Origin of the sequence: Hathewaya massiliensis, assembly GCF_902143515.1 — a bacterium.
Taxonomy (GTDB): domain Bacteria; phylum Bacillota; class Clostridia; order Clostridiales; family Clostridiaceae; genus Hathewaya; species Hathewaya massiliensis.
The window spans coordinates 191,010-215,988 of the sequence record NZ_CABFVD010000006.1 but is presented as its reverse complement, the minus strand read 5'-3'; the positions used below and the strand labels follow the sequence as shown (position 1 = coordinate 215,988).

Sequence of the window (24,979 nt, the reverse complement as noted above, 5' to 3'; positions counted from 1 at the left end):
ATATCTTGTTTTCTTGGGAGAAGTGGTTAGGTGGCTAACTGCAACTATAAAACCATATACTTCCATACAAGCTATCACTATGCGGGCAAGTCTGCCCTTTGTTATAGGAATATTATTCTATATTAGCTTAATTTAAGAATTTTACTATAAAGAATGATTATAATACAAATGTCAATGAAAATATTTTCTAAAAATTAAACACTAGTGATTTGTAATATAATATAAATAAAATACAAATAGAATAGCTATAACAAGAGGTTTAAAATCTTGTATATAATATATTGAGGATGTGATCTTATGAATTTAATAGATATGCATTGTGACACTGTATTAAAATTATATGAAAGCAATGGAAGTGCCAAATTAATAAAGAATGATTTCCATGTAGACCTAGAAAAATTAAAAAAAGCTCATTCAAAAGCACAATTTTTTGCCCTTTTTATAGAGTTAAGTGAAATATATAAAAAAGAAATAAGTCCGTTTAACTATTGTAATGAGCTTCTTAGAGTTTTTAAAGAAGAAATGGAGCATAATAAAAATTCCATAGCACTAGTGAGAAATTATAAAGAGCTTGAAGAGAATTTTAATAGTGGAAAAATTTCAGCTTTCTTAACCATAGAAGAGGGGGAAGCTCTAGAAGGAAACTTAGATAATTTAAAATTTTTCTATGAAGAGGGGGTAAGACTTATAACCTTAACTTGGAATTTTGAAAACTCCTTAGGATTTCCTAACTGTAAAGCGGAATTTATGAATAAAGGCTTAAAAGAAAAAGGCATAGAAACTGTAGAAGCAATGAATGAATTGGGTATACTAGTAGATACATCTCACCTTTCAGATGGAGGATTTTGGGATGTAATTAAATATTCTAAGAAACCTTTTGTGGCATCACATTCCAATAGTAGGAGAGTTACAAATCATCCACGTAATTTAACAGATGAAATGATAAAAGCCTTAGCAAATAAAGGTGGAATTATGGGACTAAATTTTTGCCCAGGTTTTCTTAATAAAAGTTGGGTAGGTAAAATAGAGTATATGGTAGAACATCTAAAATACATTAAAAATGTAGGTGGAATTGATGTAATGGCAATGGGAACGGATTTTGATGGTATAGGTGGAGAAGTAGAAATAACTAATATAGGTGAAATGGATAAACTTCTATATGCCTTAGAGAAAAATGGATTTAAGGAAACTGAAATAGAAAAGATATGGTATAAAAATGCTGAGAGAGTTATTAAAGAAGTGCTAAAATAAAGTAAAAGAAAAGATTTACAAAAACTTACTAATCCTTTGAAAGTAGTAAACTTGCTATAAGAGTAGTATTGACAATGAAAACACTTAATTAAAGGAATTAAGTGAGGGTAGTTTATTATTACATTAAGAGTAACACTATTAATAACTATTAAAACAGTATAATCCATAGTATAAAATATTATAAATTCAGTATTGAGTGGCATATACCACTTGATATAAAAGAAAGGAATGCACATATGAAGGAAGAGATTCTTAAGCTTTTAAAAGAAAGTAAGAATGAATTTATATCAGGAGAAGATATAAGTAGACATTTCGGTGTTAGTAGGGCAGCTATATGGAAGTATATAAATATCCTAAAAGAAGAAGGCTATGAAATAGAATCTGCATCTAGAAAGGGATATAGAATTTTAACTTCACCAGATACATTAACTTATGCTGAAATAAGACCTTATTTAAACACTAAATATATTGGAAGAGAAATAATTCATTTTGAAGAGACAGATTCAACTAACACTAAGGGAAAAGAACTTGCAAGTGAAGGGGCTAAAGATGGTACTGTAATAATAAGCGAATTTCAAAATAAGGGAAAAGGAAGACTGGGAAGGACATGGGTTTCGCCAAAGGGAAAAGGCATATGGATGTCTATAATATTAAGACCAGAAATAGACCCCTTTTCCGTATCTAAAATAACCCTACTTGGAGCAGCAGCTGTAAACTCAGCCTTAAAAGAAATAGGAATAGATACAAAGATAAAGTGGCCCAATGATATAATTTTAAACAATAAAAAGCTTTGTGGAATCCTAACAGAAATGAGTGCAGAACTTAACTTAATAAATTATATAGTAATGGGCATAGGAATAAACGTAAACATAGATCAAAAAGAGTTTCCAGAAGAATTAATAAATATAGGGACATCCTTAAAAGCAGAATTTAATATGGAGTTTAATAGAAAAGAATTAGTGGCCCGCATAGTAAATAATTTTGAAAAGTATTATGAAGAATTTATAGAAAAACAATCTATAACTAACTGTATAAAAGTTTGCAGAGAAAACTCAGTACTTCTAGGAAATGAAGTAGATATAATAGAAAAAGGCAAAAAACGAAGGGTAAAAGCCTTAGATATAGGTGAAGATGGAGCTTTAATAGTAGAAAACAACAATGGAGAAACAGAAAAAATAATCTCAGGGGAAGTTTCCGTGAGAGGAGTATATGGATATATCTAGAGTTTTATTGCAAGAAGATATTTTAATGTTAATATTTCTAGGTTTTAGTGATAGGAGAAGATCCTTCTGAAACTTATAAATTTATTAGTAATAAAAACTGTGTAGCTATAAAAATTATTTCCATAGCTACACAGTTTTTTTCATCTAGTTCTTTACCTAAGTTTTTTTAATTTTTCTTAGACAGCTCTATTTTTTCTGCAATTTCGCTTAAGTATTCCCAACGCTCCATTTTTTCATTCAATAGTTCTTCTGTTTCAGATTCTAGTTGAAGAAGTTCTTGAAGTTTTGAATAGTTAGTACTATTATTTGCTATGTCAGATTGTATAGATTCTAAATTTTGTTCTATAGATGCTATAACACTTTCAATTTCTTCATATTCTCTTTGTTCTTTATAGGAGAATTTTAAGGTTTTATTTGTCTTTTCAAGGTTTTTATCCATAGGTTTATCCACAGTTTTCTTTTTAGTTTCTAAGTTTTCAGTATTTTCTGTGGATAAGTTCTTCTTAAAGTTAATAAAGTCAGAATAATTTCCAGTATGCTCTAAAATTTCACCATTTCCTTCAAAGGAAAAAATTTTATTTGCTATTTTATCTAAGAAGTATCTATCGTGGGATACTACCATTATAGGTCCATTGAAGTTTTCTATATACTCTTCTAATATTTGCAAGGTTGATATATCTAAATCATTAGTAGGTTCATCTAGTAAGAGTACATTAGGAGCTTCCATTAGAACTTTTAATAAGTATAATCTTCTTTTTTCCCCACCGGATAGTTTATTAATAGGTGTCCATTGTGCTTCTGGTGTAAATAAAAATCTTTCAAGCATTTGTGATGCACTTATTTTTTCTCCATCAGAAGTTTCTACAAATTCCGCGGTTTCCTTAATATATTCTATTACTCTTAGGTTTTCTTTTAAATCATAATTACTTTGAGAAAAGTATCCTATTTTAACTGTTTCACCTATTTCTATAGAACCATTATCTAAAGTTGAATTTCCACTAATTAAGTTCATTAGAGTGGACTTACCTATGCCATTTTCTCCAATGATGCCTATCCTATCTTCTTTAACCATGATATAAGAGAAGTCTTCTATAATTTTTTTATCTTTAAAGTTTTTAGTTATGTTTTCAAGTTCTATTATCTTTTTCCCAAGCCTACTATGAGCTGTGGATATATTTACATCACTTGATTTTACTGGAGCATCTTGTGATGATAAGTCTTCAAATCTTTGAATTCTTGCCTTTTGTTTTGTAGTTCTAGCTTTGGCGCCTCTTTTTATCCAAGCAAGTTCATATCTTAAAAGGTTTTGACGTTTATCTTCCATAGATGCTTCTAGAGCTTCTCTTTCTATTTTCTTTTCTAAAAATACACTAAAATTTCCTTCATAACAATATAAATTCCCATGGTCTAGTTCTATGATTTTATTTGATACTCTATCTAAAAAGTATCTATCGTGGGTAATCATAAGAAGGGCACCTTTTCTATGATTTAAAAATTCTTCAAGCCAAGCTATGGTTTCATTATCCATATGGTTTGTAGGCTCGTCTAAAATCAATAGTTCAGAAGGGGTAATTAGAGTTCTTGCAAGGGCCACTCTCTTTTTCTGTCCTCCTGATAGGGTGTTAATTTTGCTATTTAATTTTGTAATGCCAAGTTTATTTAATATAGTTTTAGCTGTGCTTTCTATATTCCAAGCATTTAAAGCATCTATTTTTGATGAAAGAGAAATTATTCTATTTTGAATATCTATATTTTCTGGATTTTCCTTAGCCATATCTAAGGCACTTTCATATTCTCTAAGAGTAACCATTATAGGAGAATTTCCATTAAAAACTTCCTCTAGTACAGTGGAGTTTTCATCGAATTCAGGGTTTTGTTCTAGATATTCTATATGAACTTTATTGTTTTTTATTATATTTCCTTCATCATAGGACTCTACACCAGAAATAACCTTAAGTAAGGTAGACTTTCCTGTTCCATTTATACCTATAACCCCTATTTTATCGCCTTCATTAATGCCTAAAGAGATATTATGGAAGAGAATTTTCTCACTATAGCTTTTACTTAGGTTTTCCATTGAAATCAGATTCATTTAAATCATCCTCTTCTAATAAATTTGTTTACCATGTATATTGTACTGTATTTTAAGGAAAAATAATATATTTTATTCATTTGTAAAATATTGAAGCACATCAGAGACTAAAGGAATTTTAAAATCCTTTGGAATTAGCTTATCAGGAATTAATTTATTAGGAATAAACATTTTTAAGTCCTTAACTTCTTTTATATTTAACTTTAACATTATATACTGAGCTATAAAAAATTCAAAGGGCAGGAGCAATCCATGGGTTGCAGGTAGTAGATATCTTGTGGAACCCTTTAACTCTTTAAAGAGTAGACTTCTACTGGTTATAGGTAGAGTTTCATCATAAATTGCATCTATAAAAGTAACCTTTTTTTTATCTAAAAAATGTGCATAGGATAGGGGATCAATTTTAAATAGAGGATGAATTTCATTAGAGTTTATAAGTTCTTCTAAATCCATATTTTTAACTATGGATAAATCCCTATCATAGATTTCATATAATTTATTTTTATCATGTAAGAAATAATCTGTTTCATAACCTTTTTTAAACATTTTTCTAGCAAAGTTTCCAACAGTGGATTCATGAATTATTTTAGGAAAGTAGCCGCCGGTATTTAAAAACATAGTTTCATTTATTCTAGGGTCTAAAGAGGTTACCATTGAAGATAGCATACCACCGAGACAATATCCTAGCATACAATTTTTTTCTTCCCAAAGGTTTTTATCTTCTAGAAAGTCTATGGAGGTTCTAATATCTACAACAGCATGTTGCCAAGAATTGTACATAATATTCACATCGGGGTAAACATAGGTTTTTCCGCTTACAGAACCCTCCTCTACACGTGTATAATTTCCAGGAAGAATAAGAACATTACAGCTTACATTAGAAGAGGCTAGATGTGCACCAAGCCATAGTAAAAATTTAATATTTCTAGTTCCAAGACCCGGAATAACCATAACAGAAGCACTAGCAGAAGATTTTGGCTGAAAATTATATAGTTCTACAGTTTCAGTACCTTTTTTAGCGTTTTTATATAAACTTTTAAACCTTATATAATTACAACGATAGTTTTTCCCCTTTTGAATAAATCCACTAGTATAGGGTAATTTTTCTCTTTCATAAAAAAAGTCTATTTTCAAATTTAACATTCCTTATATATTGATACACTTTAATAATATTAAAATACTAGCAAAATGTGAAAGAATACATATAATATATTAGAATAATATTAAGGAGCACAAAATGAAATTAGCTTTAAATTTTAAGGATGGTAAGAAAAGAGTTTTTACTCAGCAGGAAACAGATAAAATTATTAAAAGTCTTAATTATTTAAAATTAATTCAATTCCTAATGAGCAATAAAGAGATTAAAGGTAGTATAAATATATTAGGAAAGGATGTTTCCTCTGAACAAATTTTTTCAGTAGAATTTTTATTATAAAGGCTAGATTTTACATGTAGTTATTAGATAATAGTTATAATAAAGGTGCAGTAAAGATAGACAAAAATAATCTTTACTGCACCTTGTTTTTATGTTCATAGTTGTATTGACACCAATATTTTTCATTGTTATACTAAAATTGTTAAGTCGGTCGGTCGGATGAATTGAAAAAAGGGGAGTATTTAATTGGATAATAAGGATAATAATATAGGTAATCAATATAAAATTTTAGAAGCAACTAAGAGACTCATAGTAAAAAAGGGTATTGAAAGTACGAGTCTTTCGGACATAGCTAGGGAAGTTGGTATAAGCAAGGGAACTCTTTATTATTATTTTTCTTCTAAAAATGATCTTATAAATGAAATTGCTAGGCAATATTTTTATGAAATTGAGGAAAATATTAATAATACTGTTGAAAAGTTAGATAGAAAAGCTGAACCTGTAGAAGTGATTAAAAAGATGTTCAAAGAAATTTTAAAGTCAGAAGAAAAGGGAAGATTGCATCTTTGCCTGGTACAAGAGTCAATGACTAATAATGAGGATTTAAGAAAAAAAATTAATGAAGAGTATATAAAGTGGAAAACCATTATAAAAGAAGGATTAAGATTGATATTTAAAAATAAAGATTTAGATTATGAAGTTATCTCTAACATAATAGTAGCTGCTCTTCAAGGGTTTATGATTCAAAATATTATGAGCATAGACTATGTGGATATAGATTCGGTAGTAAAATATGTCCTTAAAGAAAAATAATATTAAATTTAGGAGGAGTTAAATTGGAAAAAATAGCCTTAATAACTGATAGTGCTAGTGATGTAAGCAAGGAAATTATAGAAAAGTATAATATTCATGTTCTTCCCTTTAGAATAATATATGAAAAAAAAGAATACTTAGATAGGGTAGATATAAGCCCAGAGGAGATATACAATAATTTTGACAGAGAAATACCAACTTCTTCTCTTCCATCACTTTCTGATATGGAGAATTTATTTAAAAAGTTAAAAGACGAAGGATATACCCATGCAATAGGGATAACACTTTCTTCAGGATTATCTGGTATATATAATGCATTAAAATTAGTTAGTGAGGATCATTCAGAGATTGAAAGTTTTATTTTTGATTCAAAGAGTATATCCATAGGTGAAGGAGTTTTAGTACAAGAATGTGGTAAAATGATAGTGGAAGGAAAAACCTTTGATGAAATAAAAAAAGCATTACCTATAATGAAAAGTAAACTCCATATCTTCTTTGTGGTTGGAACTTTAAAATATCTAAAAAAAGGCGGTAGAATTGGTAAGGTTGCAGGAACCATAGGGGATATTTTAAATTTAAAGCCAATTATAACTATGCATGATGATGGAAGTTATACAACTTATGATAAGGTGAGAGGAAGAAAACAATCTTTAAGAAGATTAGTAGATATAATTTCGACCTACACTAATAAAGGAAAGGTTTATTTAATGCATGGAAATGCGGAAGAAGAAATGAAAACTGTTTATGAGAGCTTAAAGGAGTTGCCTAATGTTATTTCTGTATATTTAGGAGAAAATATTAGTCCCGTTGCTGGAGTACATAGTGGTCCAGGACTAGTAGGCGTAGGCTATTTTGAGGTATAATAAAAAGAGTTAAATAATTTTGAGCTTCAGGGGTTTTACTTCTGAAGCTCAAAATAGATTAGGAGGTAATTTCATTGGAAGAGTCATTTAAAAAGCTTGACAGGATTATTATATTTTTCCTAGTATACACTATGATTTTTTTGATTTTTTTTGGTACATTGAAGTATACATTCCCCTTTGTTATAGCGTTAATTTTTGCTTTAATATTAAAAAGACCAACAGAATATCTAATTAAAAAGTTAAAGATAAATAATACCTTTTCTTGCTTAATTACAAATATAATATTTTTTTCTATTATATTTCTTTTATTATTTTGGGGAATATCTATTATAAGTAGAGAAATTGCACAATTTGCTAAGAATATTCAAAGTTATATTGTAAATAATTCAGATAAAATATATGAGCTTATGGAAAATATTCAGAACAGATATAATAATATAAATCCAGAACTTTTAAATAGCATAAAAAATCATGCATCAGGAGTAATATCAAAATACTCAGGAAATATTATGGATTTATCTACGTCCTTAGTATCTTTTACTTTAGGATTTGTATCAAATTTTCCTTATATAATTATGGTTGTCTTTTTCACTATAATTACAACTTATTTTTTCACAAAAGATTTATCTGTAGAAACAGGAGTAATGAATTTTACAAGGTTTAAAGGGGGAAGAGCTTCTAATATATATAATGAGGCAAAGAAAAAGTTACTAAACTATGGACTTTCCTATTTAGTTATTATCTTTTTAACTTTTATTGAGACTCTCATTGTATTTACGGTCTTAGATATTAAGTATGCCTTAATTTTAAGTATTATATCCGGTATAGCGGATATATTGCCAGTTTTAGGTATTGGTGCCATTTATACACCTCTTGTGATTATATATTGGCTTACAGGAAATAAGTTTACTGCCATAGCTCTAATAATATCCTATGCTATAATATCAGCCATAAGGCAAATTGTAGAACCTAAACTTGTATCAAGTTCTTTAGGAATACATCCTGTAGCTGTGCTTGCAGCTATATTTATTGGATTAAAAGTTAATGGAATTATGGGCATGATGTATTTTATGTTTTTAGTGGTATTTTATAATCTATTAGAACAAGTAGGAGTGCTATAAAGAGAGTTCTTAGCTTCAGAGGAAATCTTACTCCTCTGAAGCTTATTAACAGAATTCTTAGGAGTTTTACTCCTTAGAAGTCGTTATCTTTTAGGAGAAATCCTTATCCAGGGACGTAGCCGCTCTTTTCTGTCACTTTGAAAAAGGTGTGAGTATTAGAGCGACTAGGGTGAGATTAAATTTTACTATGAGAGGAGTAAAAAGCTATGGGTATTAGAATTATCTATGGGAGAAGTGGTAGTGGTAAGACTTCTTTTGTTATAGATGAGATAAAAAAGAAATATAAAAGTAAAGATGAGAATAAATCTTTAATATTAATTGTACCAGAACAACTTACCTTTCAAACGGAAAAAAAGCTAGTAGATGAAATTGGTTTTTTAGGAAAAGGTATTGATGTATTAAGCTTTAAAAGAATGGCTTATAGAGTGTTTAAGGAAGTTGGAGGGGTTACTAGAAGACATATGGAGACTTCTGGTAAGACCATGTTACTTTATAAAATTATAGAAGAGCTAAAAGAGGATCTTAAGGTTTATTCTTTGGCAGCTAAGCAGAAAGGCTTTGTTAGTACTTTAGGGGAGATAATATGTGAATTTAAAAGATATAATATTGCTCCAGAGGATTTAAATGAATTAAAGGATAACCTAGAAGAAAATACTTTTATATACAATAAAATAAGCGATATTTCTTTAATATATAGTAAGTTTGAAGAGGTGTTACATAAAGGGTATATAGATCCAGATGAAGATTTAACCATATTAAAAAGTAAGATTTGGGAAAGTAGTATATTAAAAGATACGGATATTTGGATAGATGAATTTAGCGGCTTTACCCCTCAACAATATTTAATTTTAGAAGAGCTTATAAAAAATAATTGCAATTTAAATATTACCTTAAATATGGATTATGATGATAGCAAGAGTCCTACTTATAGAGAGATATTTTCTCCTATAATCTATACAGAAGAAAAGCTTATAAAATTAGCGGAAAAACTAGGTAAAGCCATAGAGGAACCTGTAAGTTTAAGTAACAAACCTTCTATAAAATTTAAGAATTCTACGGAACTTTCATATTTAGAAAATAATTATTTTGCATATCCTTTTAAACCATATGAAAATCCTGTATATGATATAGGAGTATTTAAGGCAATGAATATATATTCAGAGGTAGAGCATCTTGCTACTTCTATTTTGCATTTGTGTAGGGAAAAAGGGGTAAAGTTTAGTGAAATTGCAGTTATAACAAGGGAATTAGATATTTATGAGAATTTAATTAAGTCCATATTTAATGAATATAAAATTCCTTATTTTATAGATGAGAAAAAGGATATAACTTCAAATAATTTAATAGTATTTATAACCTCACTTATGGAGATTTTAGGTAACAACTGGAATTATGAAAGTGTATTTAGATATTTAAAAACTAATTTAACAGGTATAGAAAAAAAGAATATAGATTTATTAGAGAATTATGCTTTAAGCTCTGGAATAAAAGGAAAGAAATCTTGGACAGATAATGATACTTGGTTTAAGACCATGAGCTTAAATTATGGATTAAAATATAGTATAAATAAGTTTCTTAAAAGAGTATTATCTTCTATGGAAAGTGGAAAAAGAGGAGATTATTTAAATAGTTTAGAAGAAAGTATTAAGGACATAAAAACTAGGGCTGAGGAGATTTTAAAACCTAGTACACTAGAGGATAAACTAAAAATTGATTTAGAAGAAAAGCTTGAGCTAATAAGTGAAGATGAAATATTAAACTTATTAAAAAATGGGGAACTATATGAAATAATATATTTATTTGATGAAGCTGTAGCGGAAGAAGAATTTTCACCTATAGAAGCACTTTTAAATGAAATAAGAATTATAACTAAAACAAGAGATGAGTTTACCAAACCTTTAATTGAATTTAGTGGTAAGTTAAAGGGAAAAAATACGGGTAGCAAGCTTTGTATAGAATTATTTAATTTCCTAGAATCTATAAAAGTAAGAGAGAGAATAGAATTATGGGTTGGGGAATTTCAGGAACATAATAATATTGAACAAGTTAATGAATACAGTAGAATTTGGAATTTAGTTATAGAACTTTTGGATCAAGTGGTTGAAGTTTTAGGAGAAGATTATATTTCACTTTCACAGTTTTCAAAAATATTAACTTTAGGATTTAAGGATCATAAAATGGGCTTTATTCCTCAAGCACTTCAGGAAGTTATTGTAAGTAGTGTGGAACGTTTAAGAGGGCATAATATAAAGTATTTATTTTTAATTGGAGTAAATGATGGGGTATTCCCTCAAATAAATAATAAAGAAGGTATATTTACCGATAACGATAGAATATTTTTAAAGGAAAAGGGTGTTGAGCTTGCAAAGGACACTAGGACTGCAGCTTTTGAAGAGCAATATTTAATATATACAACCTTAACCTTAGGTTCTGAATATTTAAGGGTTAGTTATCCTATAGCTGACCATGAAGGAAAGGCCTTAAGACCTTCTATTATAATTTCTAGGTTAAAGGCTATTTTTCCTAAGATAGAGGAAGAGAGCAATATAATAGAGGAAAAAGAAGAGGATTTAATTGTAAGTACTGTACCTACTTTTAATAATTTTATAGAAAAACTAAATATAGCTTGTACAGAACAGGAGCTATCTGAAGTTTGGAGAGGTGTTTTTAAATGGTTTTATAAGGAGCCTTATTGGAGGGAAAACCTTAATAATATTATAGAGGCTTTTTCATATTCAAATCAGGAAGAGACCTTAGAAAAAAATAAGGTTTCTAAGCTTTATGGAGAGAATAAAGTTTTTAGTGTTTCAAGGGTTGAAAGCTATATAAGATGTCCATTTGCTTATTTTGTTAAGTATGGATTAAAGGCAAAGGAGAGAAAAATCTTTAGTTTAACTCCTCCAGATTTAGGAACTTTTATGCATAAGGTATTAGATAGTTTTTCAAGAAATGTAGAGGAAAAGTATACTTGGGATATCATAGATCGTAATCTTACAAAAGAAATAATTGAAAATGTAAGTAAAAGAGAAATGGATAGTTATACAGGTAATGTTTTTAAAAGGTCTTCAAAATATGAATACTTTGGTGAGAGGATAAAAAGAGTTCTAATAAAATCAGCAGGGCTTATAGTAGAGCATATGCAAAGAGGTGGCTTTGAACCTTTAGGTTATGAAATAGGTTTTGGTATGGATAAAGAGGGCTATTCACCTATAGAATTGGAACTTAGTACAGGAGAGAAGGTTAAATTAGTTGGGAAAATTGACCGTGTAGATAAATTGCTCTATGAAGATGAGGAGTATTTTAGAGTTATAGATTATAAGTCTGGAAATAAAGACTTTAAGCTTTGGGAAGTCTATTATGGTCTTCAAATTCAGCTTCTTACTTATTTAGATGCTATTTTAGAAAAGGAAGAGGAGATAGAGAAATTTCCAGTGTTTCCTGCAGGGATCTTATACTTTAAAATTGATAACCCTATAGTTAAACATAGCAGTAATTTAAGCGATGAGGAAATTGAAGAAGAAATAATGAAAGCTTTAAAAATGAAAGGCTTAATTATTGCGGATACAAAGATAGTTAAAGAGATGGATAGGGAAATAGAAGGTGCTTCCTTAATTCTTCCAGTTGGTTTTAAAAAGGATGGGGATTTTACAAAGAGTTCTAAGGTGGCAACAAGAGAACAGTTTGAATTATTAAGAGAACATGTTAAAAACAAATTACTTAAGGCTTGTGAAAAAATGATTGAAGGTGACATAGGTATAAAACCTTGTAAAACTGGAGCTGGAACTGCTTGTGATTACTGTGAATATGGGGCTTTATGTGCCTTTGATTTATCTATTAAGGATAATCAATATGATATTCTAAAAGAAAAGAAGGATGAAGAGGTTTGGAGGTTACTAGAGAAGGAAAAGGAGGAGAGGGAAAATGGCGGAAATTAAGTGGACTAAGGAGCAAGAAAGGGTTATAAACACCAGAAATTGTAACTTGTTAGTGGCTGCAGCAGCGGGATCAGGAAAAACAGCAGTATTAGTTCAGAGAATTATTAATATGATTATGGATGAGAAAAATCCTATAGACATAGATAAATTATTGGTTGTTACTTTTACCAATGCAGCAGCTTCAGAAATGAGAGAGAGAATAGGGGATGCTCTTTCAAAAGAAATAGGAAAGGGTAAAAATTCTTTAAGGCTTCAAAGACAATTAACTCTTTTAAATAAAGCAAGCATAACTACCATACACTCCTTTTGCCTAAATGTAATAAAGAATAATTTTCATAAGGTTGATGTAGATCCAGGATTTAGGGTAGCCGATGAGACAGAGGTAATTTTACTTAAAAGTGAGGTTATGGAGGATTTATTTAATCATAAATATGAAAATATAAATAATAAAGATTTAGAAGAACATTGTATAGGGGAAGAATTTTTAAGTTTAGTAGAGACTTATTGCAATAATAAAGAGGATACTGCCTTAATGAATTTAGTTTTAAGATTGCATAGTTTTTCTAATACCACTCCAAATCCAAAACAATGGTTAATGGATAAAAGTGAAGAGTTTAATTTAGAAAACTTTGTAGATATAGAACATATGTCTTGGATTAAGGTATTAAAAAATGTTATATCAATAGAATTAGAAGAATATTATAAGCAATATGAAGAGTGTTATGATATTGTAACTTCTGCAGAAGAATTAAGCCCTTACGAAAAGGTTATAAGTGAAGAATTAGCTATGATAAGTGATTTAAGTTTAAATCTAAAAAATTCTTTTACTTCCTTTGCAGAAGAACTTAAAGTAGTAAAATTTCAAAGACTCCCTTCCATAAGGAATATTGAGGATAAAGAGGGGAAGGAAAGTGTTCAGAACATACGAAATAATGTTAAAAAGTCCCTAGAGGATATAAGGAAAAACTATGCCGGTATAACAGCAGATGAGATTAAGGAATCCTATGGTAAGGTCTATCCTATTATAAAAAATTTAACTTATTTAGTTATGCAATTTGATCAACAATACAGAATGAGAAAAAAGGAAAAGGGTATAATTGATTTCAATGATTTTGAACATTTTTGCCTAGAAATATTAATAGAAAAAGATGAAAAAGGGCAATGGCTCAAAGATAAAGAAGGGAATTATATACCTTCCTCATCAGCTTTAGAATTAAGAGAAAAATATGAGGAAATTTTAATAGATGAGTATCAGGATTCAAACTTGGTTCAAGAACTTATACTAAATTTAGTTTCAAAAATAAAAGAGGGAAATCCTAATATCTTCATGGTGGGAGATATAAAGCAAAGTATATATAGGTTTAGGCAAGCAAAGCCAGAATTATTCCTTACAAAGTACAATTCTTATAGTGAAATTAAGGATGAGGAAGAGGAAAAAGATACTTTATTTAAAAAGATATTGCTCTTTAAAAATTTTAGAAGTAGAAAAGAAATATTAGATGGAGTAAATTTTATTTTTGAGAGTATAATGTCAGAGAGGGTTGGAGAACTTCAATATGACCATAGGGAAGCTCTAAACTTAGGAGCAAATTATGAAGAGGAAATTGAAGGGGCAACCTTAGGTGGAAATATAGAACTGCATATATTAGATAAAGAAGCCCATGATGAGGGTGAAGAGGAAATAGGGGATATTGAAGAAGATAAGGATATTCCAACAGATATATCTTATGAAGCTAAGATAACAGCTAAAAGAATAAAAGAACTTTTAGAGTCAGAAGAAAAACCTTTTATGGTCCTAGATAAGCAAACAAAAGAGTATAGAAGGGTTATGTATAAAGATATAGTTATTCTTTTAAGAAGTACTGTAAATTGGGCAGAACAATTTATGGAAGAATTTAAAAAATATAATATTCCAGTATATGCGGATACAAATACAGGATATTTTGAAACTACTGAGGTTAAGACCATGCTTAGTCTTCTTCAAGTTATAGATAACCCAATACAAGATATACCACTTTTATCTGTAATGAGATCTCCTATAGGTGGATTTAACTCAGAAGATTTTATAGATATTAGAATTGCAAATGAGAGCCTAAGTTTTTATGAAGCTTCACTTAGATATATAGATAAGGAAGAAGGGGAGCTAAAAGAAAGATTAGAAGAGTTTTTAAATAAATTAGAGCTTTGGAGGGAAAAATCTTTATATACTCCTATAGATGAATTTATTTGGTATTTATACATGGAAACTGGATATTATGGTTTTGTAGGAGCTTTAAAAAATGGTGCTCAAAGACAGGCTAACCTTAAGATATTATTTCAAAGAGCAAGAGAGTATGGTAAAACTAGCTATAATGGACTATTTAATTTTATAAACTTTATAAATAGATTAAAGAAAAATAGTGGAGATATGGGCAGTGCAAAGACCTTAGGTGAAAATGAAAATGTAGTTAGAATAATGAGTATTCATAAAAGTAAGGGACTAGAATTTCCAGTGGTATTTTTATGTGGTATGGGAAAACAATTTAATCTACAAGATTTAAATGACAACTTATTATTACACCATGGCTTAGGTTTTGGACCAGATCTTATAGATTTTGAAAGAAGAATATCTTATCCTTTACCAGTAAAAAAAGCTATAAGGGAAAAAATAAGAATAGAAACTTTATCAGAAGAAATGAGAATTTTATATGTAGCACTTACAAGAGCAAAAGAAAAGTTGATTTTAATAGGAGCAACAAAAAAGGTTTCAGATTTTATAAAAAAAGCTTGTGAAAACTGTGGTAATAAGGGTATAACTGTTCCAGAATTCTATGTGGCAAAGGGAAAGAGCTATCTAGATTGGGTTATACTTGCACTTGTTAAACATGGAGAAGCTATAAATAATTTAAAAGAAGAATTTTATAGATATACTGGAGAAGATTTAACTATAAACAACCTTATAGAAGACAACTCTAAGTGGAGCATTAAGATATGGAATAAGTCAGAAGTTGAAGAGGTTGAAGAAGAGGAAGAGGAACAGGATAGGTCAAAGTGCTTAAGAGAATTATTAAGTTCTTATATAGAGAGTTCTAAAGAAAGTGATGGATATTATGAGTTTGTAGATAAAAGATTGAGCTATGAATATCCATATATGAATGCTTCTACACTTCCTACAGTGGTAACTGTTTCTGAATTAAAGAGAAGATTTAATCTTATGGAAGAGGAAAACACTCACTCCTTGATTAGTACTTCACTTAAAAAGAAACCTAAATTTATGGAAGGAAAAACTAGGCTTACAGGAGCAGATAGAGGTACTGCTTTTCATGCTATAATGGAGTATTTAGATTTAAATAAAGTAGGGTCTGTAGAGGAAATAAAAAATCAAGTTTTTGAAATGTATGCAAAGGAATTTATTACAGAAGAACAATCTAAAGTTGTAGATTGCAATAAGATATTTAGTTTTTTTAATACAGATTTAGGGCTTAGAATGTTAAAAGCTTATCCTAAAGTTTATAGGGAGCAAGAATTTCATATTCCACTAAAGAGCACAGAACTTTTAGCAGCATCAGGAGAAGTTTATGGAGATGAAGGCACTCTACTACAGGGTATAATTGATTGTTATTTCGATGAAGATGGAGAAATTATATTGTTAGATTATAAAACAGATTTTCTTTTAGAGGGAGAGGAAGAAGGAATAATTAATAAATATAAAAGTCAATTAGATTATTATGGCAGAGCCGTAGAAAGAATAACAGGCAAAAAAGTTAAAGAAAAATATTTATATTTATTTACTCTTGATAAATATGTTATGGTTAAATAGCATTTAATAAAAGGTATACAAGATTGTAATGCTACTACAAAAAGGTTTGTGACGATTATATTAAAAAATTCTAAAGAAAGGAAAAGTATAATGAATTTTTACTATGATTCATTATGCAAGGTGATAATGTGGGTAGAAACATAAAAAGGCTTTTAATAAGATTTAAGGAACATGATTTATATGCTTTAGCATCTCAACTTGCATATAGTCTAATTTTATCGATTTTCCCATTTTTAATTTTTTTACTTACTATAGTGGGATATAGTTCCTTGGATGTTAGTGAAGTATTAAAGGCCTTAGATACAATGTTACCCAAAAGTGCCTATGAATTGATTTCTGTTACTGTAGTTGAGGTTTTAAGAGGAGGAAGAGTAGATCTATTGTCTTTTAGTATTATAGGTACACTTTGGGCAGGATCTAGTGGATTTAGAGCTGTAATGAAAGCTTTAAATAAAGCCTATGAGGAAGAAGAAAGGAGACCTTATATAAAGACAGTAATTTTATCTATAGTTTCTATGATAGGTTTAGTAGTAATATTATTATTTGCATTTTCTCTAGTGGTTTTTGGAGAGATGGTAGGAAATACATTAATAGATTATCTACAGCTATCCTTATCTTTTAGAGTTAATTGGAATATTATAAGATATTTTGTAGCTATATTCTTTATGGTTTTGGTATTTTCAATACTATACTATGTAACTCCTTGCAGGAAGATGCGTTGGAGAGATGTGGTTCCTGGAGCTATATTTTCTAGTATAGGGTGGATAATTGCATCAGAAGTATTTGCTTTTTATGTAAATAATTTTAACACATACTCTAGAATCTATGGAGGTTTAGGAGCAGTAATAGTACTTATGTTGTGGCTTTTTATAAGCTCCATGATTATATTAGTTGGTGGAGAAATAAATGCTATGGGGACAGAGGATAAGGAAAGTAAGGCTTAAAATTATTTTTGAACATATGTTTAAATATAGAAAATAAGGATAAAATTAAAGAAAACATAACTTATTTAGGAGGAGTAGTAAAATGAATAAGGTTTTCTTAATAGGAAGAATAACTAAGGATGCTACATTAAAATCTACCACAGAAAATAATAAGAGTTATACAAAGTTTCCCATAGCAGTAGATAGAGACTATACTCAAAAAGAAGGAAGTAAGTCAGCAGATTTTTTCCAAGTAACTTTATGGGGAAAGGCGGCAGAAAATTTAGTTCAGTACCTTAATAAAGGAAGACTAATTAGTGTAATAGGAAAACTTAGAAATAACAATTATGAAAATAAGGAAGGAGAAAAAAAATATTATACAGAAATTATATGTGAAGAAATAAAATTTCTAGAATATAAAAAAGCTGAATAGTATTTAGTTAATAAATCAAAATATTAAAAGTGAAGTGTAAAATCTTTGTTATTTTCATTGTAATTAAGGTTCTTTATATCGTATAATTGGTTAGTACACTTAAGTAAATTTTATTATGTTTTTATAATATAATTGCAAAGGGAGTTTAACCATGATAAACATTATTAAAATAGCTTTGTGGGCAGCTGTTCCACTATTTGAGCAAAGATGGGCAATACCAAATGGGATTATACTTCAAAAAATGAATCCTTTAGTAGTATTTTTAACTGCATATATAGGAAGTTTACTTCCAGTACCCTTTATTATGCTCTTATTTGATAAACTTTTTGACATATTAGGACGCTATAAAATCTTTTCATGGGCATACAAAATAGTGGAAAGAAAGATAGAAAAGAATAGAGATAAATTTGAAAAATATAAAGAACCTGCATTAATTACTTTTATTGCTATACCACTTCCTACTACAGGGGTTTGGACTGGTACTGTTATAGCTGCCTTTTTAAAATTTAATTTTAAAAAGTCTATGTTTTGTGCAGCAGTTGGTGCATTTTTATCTGCAGTAATAATAACAGCCTTGACTATAGCACTTCCAGCTGCCTTAGGATATTAGTGTAGAATGTCTAACAGCTATAACTGGAAAAACTACAATGGCAGTTCTCCAAGCTTAGTATATTAGTATAGAGTGTATAACAGGGCTTAAATTAAAGGTTAAATATAAAATTTAATGGGTAACATGTTTTTAAAGAGCTGCTTATATAAGAAAGCTCTTTTTTTATATAAATATTTAGAAAATTCCAAAACAAACTGGTATAATAAAGTTATAGTAAATTATATAATAGAAAAAAGATCTATTATGTTTCCGAATACATATTTATTACATGGGGGTATTTTAATGGATATTTTAAAGTTTCAGGAATTTAGGAAGAAATTAAATGATAATGTTAGTAAGGTTATTGTGGGAAAAAGTGATAAAATAGATAAAATTATTGTTGCATTTATATGCTCGGGACACGTACTTTTAGAAGATGTACCTGGACTTGGCAAAACTAAACTAGCAAAAAGTCTTGCAAAATCTTTAAATTGTGATTTTAAAAGAATTCAGTTTACACCAGACTTGCTTCCTTCTGATCTTACGGGAATATATTTCTATAATCAGAAGTTAGGAGAATTTGAGTTTAGAAAAGGACCATTACTTACAAATTTTGTTCTAGCAGATGAAATAAATAGAGCAACTCCAAGAACACAATCTGCACTATTAGAGTGTATGGAAGAAGGACAAATAACCATAGGAGGAGATACCATATATTTAGATAAACCCTTTTTTGTTATGGGAACACAAAACCCAGTAGAACAATTTGGAACATTTCCACTTCCAGAAGCACAACTAGATAGATTTTTTATAAGACTTTCCATGGGTTATCCAAACAAAACAGAAGAACTTGATATGATGGATAGGTTTATGGAAGAGGATCCTTTAGAATCACTACAGTCAGTAGTTACTCTAGAGGAAGTAGCTTTTGTTCAAGAAAATTATAAGAAGATTCACGTAAGTATACCTATAAAAGAATACATATTAGATATTATAAAGGAAACTAGAAAACATGATGAGTGTAGAGTGGGATGCAGCCCCAGAGCAACACTAGCTCTTATGAAAGCATCTCAAGCCCATGCAGCTATACATGGAAGAGATTTTGTCATACCAGAAGATGTTAAAAATATGGCAACTTCTGTTTTAAGTCATAGATTAGTATTACATACAGAAGTAGATATGGATAGAGGACTTGCTCAAAGGGTAATTGAAGAAATATTAAGCAATGTAGATACACCTTTGGAAGAAGTTTAGGTGATAAAAGATGTATATAATATTTATTTGCTTTACATTATATATTTTATACAAAGTTGCAGACATTATAAAACATAAGGGATTTAAGGATTTAAATATTTATAGAACAGTAGATAAAAATAGAGTTTTTAAAGATGAAGAATTTAAAATAACCACAATTTTGGAAAACAAAAAAAGGCTTCCTATATCTTTTGTATATGTAAAAGAGAAGTTTTACTCTACCTTTCAATTTGCACAAAACAACGTAGAAGATGAAAATGAAGGTTTTAAATTTAATGTGAGTAAGTATAGTTTAAGAGGTTATGAAAGAAGAGTTAAAACCATAAGATTAAAAGCTAGTAAAAGAGGGGTATATACAATTAGTGACGTTAATGTAACTATTGGAGATATATTTGGATATGCCGTAGAGGAAAAAGAAATAAGAAATTATATTGAAATAATAGTATATCCAGAAGTTAAAAATATTAATGAATATAAGTTTAGTTCCACAAGTTTGTATGGTGATAATATTATAAAAAGGTGGATATATAAAGACCCCTTATTTATCCGTGGTATAAGAGAATATGCTATAGGAGATAGATTAAAAGATGTTCATTGGTCATCTAGTGCAAAGATGAACAAGCTTATGGTAAAGGAGTATGACTATACTTCAGAGAGAGAATTAATTATTATGATTAATGTGGAGTATGGAAAAGAAATTTGGAGCAGTACACATGAAGTAGAAGTGGAAAATGCTATAAGCATAGCAGCTTCATTAGCTGCTCAAAGCATAAAATCCGGTATAGATACAGGAATGTGGACAAATGCTAGAATAGTAAGCCCTTCTTCAGGAGAGGTTAGTACAGAAATTAGACCTTCTGTTAATTCTTTAAAAAGCATTTTAGAACTTTGTGCTAGAATGTATAATATGCAAAATGAAAGTTTTATAGGATTATTGAAAAGGAATATAAAAAAATTTAACAACAATTGTACTTATGTAATAATAGCATCTTTTTTAAGCGAAGAAGTCCAGAAATTTATTTATGATTTAAGCTTAAAAGGCATAGATATAATTTTAATAGATGTATCCTCCAATTTGAAGTTATCTAAGATAAGAGGTATAGAAAAAGTAGACTTTAAAGGAGGGGAGATAATATGATTACTTGGTACAAAGAAGTTAAGTTTTTATATGTTGTCTTTATAAACACTATATTTTTTATAGCTTTAAATTTTCTATGTAATTTAGTAATAAGAGAACCCTTAAGTAAATATTTTTATTTATTAGATTTAGTCATTATATTAACGTCGAAATATTTAGCATATAGAACTTTTCATTCTATGGAAAATCATAAAAAGTTAATTATACTAAGTACATTAATATGCTTAGTAGTTAGTCCATTAGTAATATATATTAGTAATTTAAAACTCTTTATAGTAAATTTAATTTATATACTTTTCATATTAATTATTTTAAATAAAGATAGTGATAATATTATTAATCACGATGAATATAAATACAGGATAAGTAAGGGGTTTATTCTAATTATAATAATAGGTATATTAATGAGTGTTTTTTATAGAGAATTATTTAGGGAAATTACAGTGTTATACTTCTTTTCCATAGCAATTAGTATATTACTTTTAAGAGAGAGTAGAAATTACGATTATAAGATTAAAAATAAAAATAGTAAATATTTAAATGTATTGATAGGAATTTCTGTAATGATTTTTTCTATAGATCCTATATATAAAGGATTTTACTTTATAGTTAGAACAATAAAGGGATTTTTAGATAAGATTTTAGATAAGATTTTAGATTTTTTAATGTATGTAGTGTTTGCACCCTTAAGTTTTATTTTCGAAGATCTAAAAGCGTATCTATTATCAAAAGAAAATATTCAGAATCCTAAATTGGGGGAAGAGGTTAAACCAATTATAAATAAAAATATAAAAACTGAGGAGTTTAAAGTTAGTTTTTTAGATATACCTTTAGTTAATAGTATATTAAAGATATTGTTAGTATGTGTGATTTTATATATCATATATAAAATCTACAAATTTTTCATTGAAAATGTTTATTATTCTTCTCCTAAAGAAAGTGAGGATGAATTTTCTGAAAAAATTTATACTAAAAAGAAAAAAGAATTTAAGATATTTAAGACACTTCTAACTTCTAATAAAGATGAAAGAGGAATTGTTTTAGAAACATATCAACGGTTCTTAAAAGTATGTTATAAAAAGAATTTTTTTAAGAAATATATGACATCTACAGTACTAGCTAACGTGCTTAAAATTCACATTGATAATAATAAGGAATTAGAAGACTTATCCACAATTTATAATAAAGCTAAGTTTTCTCTCCATGAAGTTTCAGAGGAAGATTTAGAAAAAGTTAAAGAAAGCTATAAAATTGTAAATAAACAGCTAAAAAAATTTTAAAATTTAGATAATTACGTAGTACTTTATCCATAGATGTTAATAACTTTAAGCTATTTAAGGCATAAGTTGATATCTGTGGATATTTTTATGTTAATATGTGTATAATTTAAAAAAAAGTTATATTTATAATTAGATAAATATATAACAAATTCGACAGGAACTTTAGCAATGAATTAGCAGATTACTGGGGAAAAGTATATGAAATACTTATTTTATTGATAGAAATCATTAAAACCTGTCAATTTTTAATATATAAAATTATCAACATGTAATCATAAACTGACATAATTTTTCTATACCTAATGATAATATATAAACATGGTATTATTTTGGAGTGAAAGGGTAGGGGAGAAAAAATGATAATAGTTGAAAGTATATCTAAGCATGTGGAGAAGGATGATTTAAAGTATAATTATATTTATAGGTTAGTTAGGAGTGATATGTCACTATATATTAAAAGTGAATTAGCTCAAATTCAAACCTATGGAATAGAAGTTGAAAGACAGGATGTAGTTGAGGGAAGATTAATTAATATTGAGAGGGATTGTATTAAGAGTATAAGCCCACAAAGATATAAGGTTCATGAATTATTAAAAATATTATACACAAATAATGTATCACCAATTCACTTAGTAGAAGTCTTAGGGGAGTACATAGATGAATATATCTCTGACTTCGATAAGTATTTAAAGGATACATCTTCATATTAATTATATTATGTACTTAATAGAATTATGACTTTTAATATACTTATTACAGATAAATTTTCATATTAAAAATTAACCTCCTAATATAATTTTATTTAAAATAGGCATCTCATATAGAGTATGCCTATTTTAAAATATAAATACAATTAATAAACAAAATTTATTTGTATTTAAAACTTATGTAATTAAGCTTTAAATTTATATTATAATATTACATATAATAAATTAACGTAGTTTTTAAAACATAAAGGTTATCAATTAATTAAAAAGGAGCGAAGTATATTGATAGTTGGTGTTGGGGTAGACATTATTGAAATTTATAGGATAAAAAAGTCCTTAGAGAGAAGGGAGACTTTTTTAACCAAACTTTTTACTAAAAATGAAATTGAGTATTTTGAAAGTAAAAAGTTTAGACCAGAGTTTGTAGCTGGCAAATTTGCTGCAAAGGAAGCAGTTGCAAAAGCTTTGGGAACTGGGTTTAGGGAATTTGACTTTAAAGATATAGAAATAGAACATAATGCCCTTGGAAAACCTTTAGCCACACTAAGAGGAAAAGCAAAGTTAATTGCAGAAAAAAACGGAGATTATAATATTCATATAAGTATCTCTCATAGCGAAACTAATGCTATAGCTTACGCTGTTTTGGAGGTGTAATTACTTGGATATTGGAAGGGCACAAAATATAAGAGATTTAGATTCTTATTGTATAAAAGAATTGGGCATTCCTGGTATAGTGCTTATGGAAAATGCAGCACTAAAAATACTAAAACATATAGAGTATAATAAATTTAAAAATTATATTATAGTATGTGGAAAAGGAAACAATGGAGGAGATGGATTAGTTGTTGCAAGACATTTAATGTCTCAAGGCATGGAAGTTAAAGTATTTATCGTAGGAAACAACAATCCATCAGAAGATTTTTTAGTTAATTACAAGATCTTAAAAAATATAAAAGCTAGTATTATTGAAATAAAAGGAGAAGAGGAACTAAACCTTTTAAGAAATTCTATAAAAGAACACTCCTTTGTTTTAGATGGTATATTTGGTACAGGCTTAAAAAGAGAGGTCGATGGTTTATTTAAAGAGGTTATAAGTATAATAAATGAAGAGAGCAACTATACCTTAGCTATTGATATACCTTCAGGACTTCATAGTGATTCAGGTAAAATATTAGGAGTTGCAGTAAAGGCCAATAAAACAGTTTCCTTTGTTATGTATAAAAGAGGATTTTTTTCTTATGATGCTAGAAATTATATTGGACAAGTAGTAGTAGAGTCTATTGGTATGCCTCAAATTGCCTTAGAAACTATAAATGAAAAAGAAACATATGTAGAAAAAGAATTTATATATAAAAATTTAAAGAAGAGAGATCCTTTAGCTCATAAGGGGGATTTTGGTAGAGTACTTATTTTTGCTGGATCAAGGGGGTTTACTGGAGCTTCAGTTATTGCCACAAAATCAGCAGTTAAAAGTGGCGCTGGACTTGTAACAGTGTGCACAGAAGAAGATGTTTTAGAAAGTGTTAGTTCAAGATTATTAGAGGCTATGAGTATTGCTAATAATTCGAAGTCCATAGAAGAATATATAAAAAAAGCAGATGCTATAGCCATAGGGCCGGGTATGGGAAATAAGAGTGAAACTTTAAATGTAGTTAAAAAAGTTTTAAGGCATAGAAATTGCCCTGTAATTATAGATGCAGATGGCATAAACGTTTTAAAAGATAATTTAGAACTATTAACCATGGAGAATAAGTATCCTATAATTCTTACACCTCATTTAGGAGAATTTAGTAGAATACTTGGAAAAGAAATAGGGGAAATAAAAGAATATAGATTAGATATGGCAAAAGAATTTAGTAAGAAATATGGAGTTGTTTTGCTTTTGAAAGGGTTTAACACAATTATAACTAATGGAGAAGAATTATATATAAACTCTACAGGAAATAGTGCCATGGCTAATGGAGGCATGGGAGATTGTTTAACAGGAATTATAGCATCTCTTATAGGACAAGGGTATGAACCATTAAAAGCAACTGCTATGGCGGCTTTTATACATGGATATATAGGAGAGAGGCTTAGCATAGAACAGTTTGTTGTAACAGCAGAAGACATTATAAATAACTTGCCTAAATTTATAAAAGAACTTTTAAATAATTTATAAGATAATTTATAAGAGAACTTAT

19 protein-coding genes are annotated in these 24,979 nt (G+C 28.6%); 17 read left to right on the top strand and 2 right to left on the bottom strand.

Features of this window, described 5'->3' with window-relative positions; all coding sequences use genetic code 11:
* Positions 1-297 precede the first annotated feature (297 nt).
* Positions 298-1,251, top strand: coding sequence for a dipeptidase (locus tag FNZ64_RS12070; protein WP_142415213.1), 954 nt, complete (start codon positions 298-300; stop codon positions 1,249-1,251).
* Positions 1,252-1,487: 236 nt separating this feature from the next.
* A complete protein-coding gene (locus FNZ64_RS12065; RefSeq protein WP_142415212.1) occupies positions 1,488-2,474 on the top strand; it encodes a biotin--[acetyl-CoA-carboxylase] ligase in 987 nt (328 codons plus the stop codon).
* A 166-nt stretch (positions 2,475-2,640) separates the two neighbouring features.
* Here the strand turns inward: FNZ64_RS12065 and FNZ64_RS12060 are convergent, their stop codons facing one another.
* The gene (locus FNZ64_RS12060; protein ID WP_142415211.1) at positions 2,641-4,566 is read right to left on the bottom strand and encodes an ABC-F family ATP-binding cassette domain-containing protein; all 1,926 of its coding nucleotides are present in this window, start codon (positions 4,564-4,566) and stop codon (positions 2,641-2,643) included.
* Positions 4,567-4,638: 72 nt separating this feature from the next.
* A complete protein-coding gene (locus tag FNZ64_RS12055) occupies positions 4,639-5,700 on the bottom strand; it encodes an alpha/beta hydrolase (RefSeq protein WP_185903768.1) in 1,062 nt (353 codons plus the stop codon).
* Between the two features lie 103 nt (positions 5,701-5,803).
* Between FNZ64_RS12055 and FNZ64_RS12050 the strand changes: the two genes are divergently transcribed.
* The 15 genes from FNZ64_RS12050 to FNZ64_RS11980 all read left to right on the top strand — a co-directional run bounded on the left by FNZ64_RS12050 (position 5,804) and on the right by FNZ64_RS11980 (position 24,957).
* Positions 5,804-6,001 (top strand): hypothetical protein, encoded by a 198-nt coding sequence (locus FNZ64_RS12050; RefSeq protein WP_142415210.1) that lies wholly within the window; start codon positions 5,804-5,806, stop codon positions 5,999-6,001.
* 186 nt (positions 6,002-6,187) lie between these two features.
* Positions 6,188-6,754: a TetR/AcrR family transcriptional regulator gene (locus FNZ64_RS12045; RefSeq protein ID WP_142415209.1), complete on the top strand. Its 567-nt coding sequence runs from the start codon at positions 6,188-6,190 to the stop codon at positions 6,752-6,754.
* A 23-nt stretch (positions 6,755-6,777) separates the two neighbouring features.
* On the top strand, positions 6,778-7,617 hold the full coding sequence (locus tag FNZ64_RS12040; protein ID WP_142415208.1) for a DegV family protein: 840 nt from the start codon (positions 6,778-6,780) through the stop codon (positions 7,615-7,617).
* A 74-nt stretch (positions 7,618-7,691) separates the two neighbouring features.
* Positions 7,692-8,738: a sporulation integral membrane protein YtvI gene (ytvI, locus tag FNZ64_RS12035; protein WP_142415201.1), complete on the top strand. Its 1,047-nt coding sequence runs from the start codon at positions 7,692-7,694 to the stop codon at positions 8,736-8,738.
* Positions 8,739-8,944: 206 nt separating this feature from the next.
* The gene (locus FNZ64_RS12030) at positions 8,945-12,673 is read left to right on the top strand and encodes a PD-(D/E)XK nuclease family protein (protein ID WP_142415199.1); all 3,729 of its coding nucleotides are present in this window, start codon (positions 8,945-8,947) and stop codon (positions 12,671-12,673) included.
* Positions 12,660-16,472 carry a helicase-exonuclease AddAB subunit AddA gene (gene addA, locus FNZ64_RS12025; protein ID WP_142415198.1) on the top strand — a complete coding sequence of 1,271 codons (3,813 nt, stop codon included), beginning with the start codon at positions 12,660-12,662 and terminating at the stop codon, positions 16,470-16,472. Before FNZ64_RS12030 ends, addA begins: the two co-directional genes overlap by 14 nt.
* Before the next feature lie 113 nt (positions 16,473-16,585).
* On the top strand, positions 16,586-17,416 hold the full coding sequence (locus FNZ64_RS12020) for a YihY/virulence factor BrkB family protein (RefSeq protein WP_142415196.1): 831 nt from the start codon (positions 16,586-16,588) through the stop codon (positions 17,414-17,416).
* 82 nt (positions 17,417-17,498) lie between these two features.
* Positions 17,499-17,828 carry a single-stranded DNA-binding protein gene (locus FNZ64_RS12015; protein WP_142415195.1) on the top strand — a complete coding sequence of 110 codons (330 nt, stop codon included), beginning with the start codon at positions 17,499-17,501 and terminating at the stop codon, positions 17,826-17,828.
* A gap of 151 nt (positions 17,829-17,979) precedes the next feature.
* Positions 17,980-18,438 carry a COG2426 family protein gene (locus FNZ64_RS12010; protein ID WP_142415193.1) on the top strand — a complete coding sequence of 153 codons (459 nt, stop codon included), beginning with the start codon at positions 17,980-17,982 and terminating at the stop codon, positions 18,436-18,438.
* Positions 18,439-18,720: 282 nt separating this feature from the next.
* The gene (locus FNZ64_RS12005; RefSeq protein ID WP_142415191.1) at positions 18,721-19,671 is read left to right on the top strand and encodes an AAA family ATPase; all 951 of its coding nucleotides are present in this window, start codon (positions 18,721-18,723) and stop codon (positions 19,669-19,671) included.
* A gap of 10 nt (positions 19,672-19,681) precedes the next feature.
* On the top strand, positions 19,682-20,809 hold the full coding sequence (locus FNZ64_RS12000; RefSeq protein WP_142415189.1) for a DUF58 domain-containing protein: 1,128 nt from the start codon (positions 19,682-19,684) through the stop codon (positions 20,807-20,809).
* Complete coding sequence (locus FNZ64_RS11995) at positions 20,806-22,089, top strand: hypothetical protein (RefSeq protein WP_142415187.1); 1,284 nt, start codon at positions 20,806-20,808, stop codon at positions 22,087-22,089. The genes FNZ64_RS12000 and FNZ64_RS11995 overlap by 4 nt, the downstream gene beginning before the upstream one ends.
* A 356-nt stretch (positions 22,090-22,445) precedes the next feature.
* Positions 22,446-22,799, top strand: coding sequence for a DUF6514 family protein (locus FNZ64_RS11990; RefSeq protein WP_185903767.1), 354 nt, complete (start codon positions 22,446-22,448; stop codon positions 22,797-22,799).
* Positions 22,800-23,078: 279 nt separating this feature from the next.
* A complete protein-coding gene (acpS, locus tag FNZ64_RS11985) occupies positions 23,079-23,450 on the top strand; it encodes a holo-ACP synthase (RefSeq protein ID WP_142415185.1) in 372 nt (123 codons plus the stop codon).
* A 4-nt stretch (positions 23,451-23,454) separates the two neighbouring features.
* Positions 23,455-24,957, top strand: a complete 1,503-nt coding sequence (locus tag FNZ64_RS11980; protein ID WP_142415183.1) for an NAD(P)H-hydrate dehydratase — start codon at positions 23,455-23,457, stop codon at positions 24,955-24,957.
* The last annotated feature ends 22 nt before the right edge of the window (positions 24,958-24,979 follow it).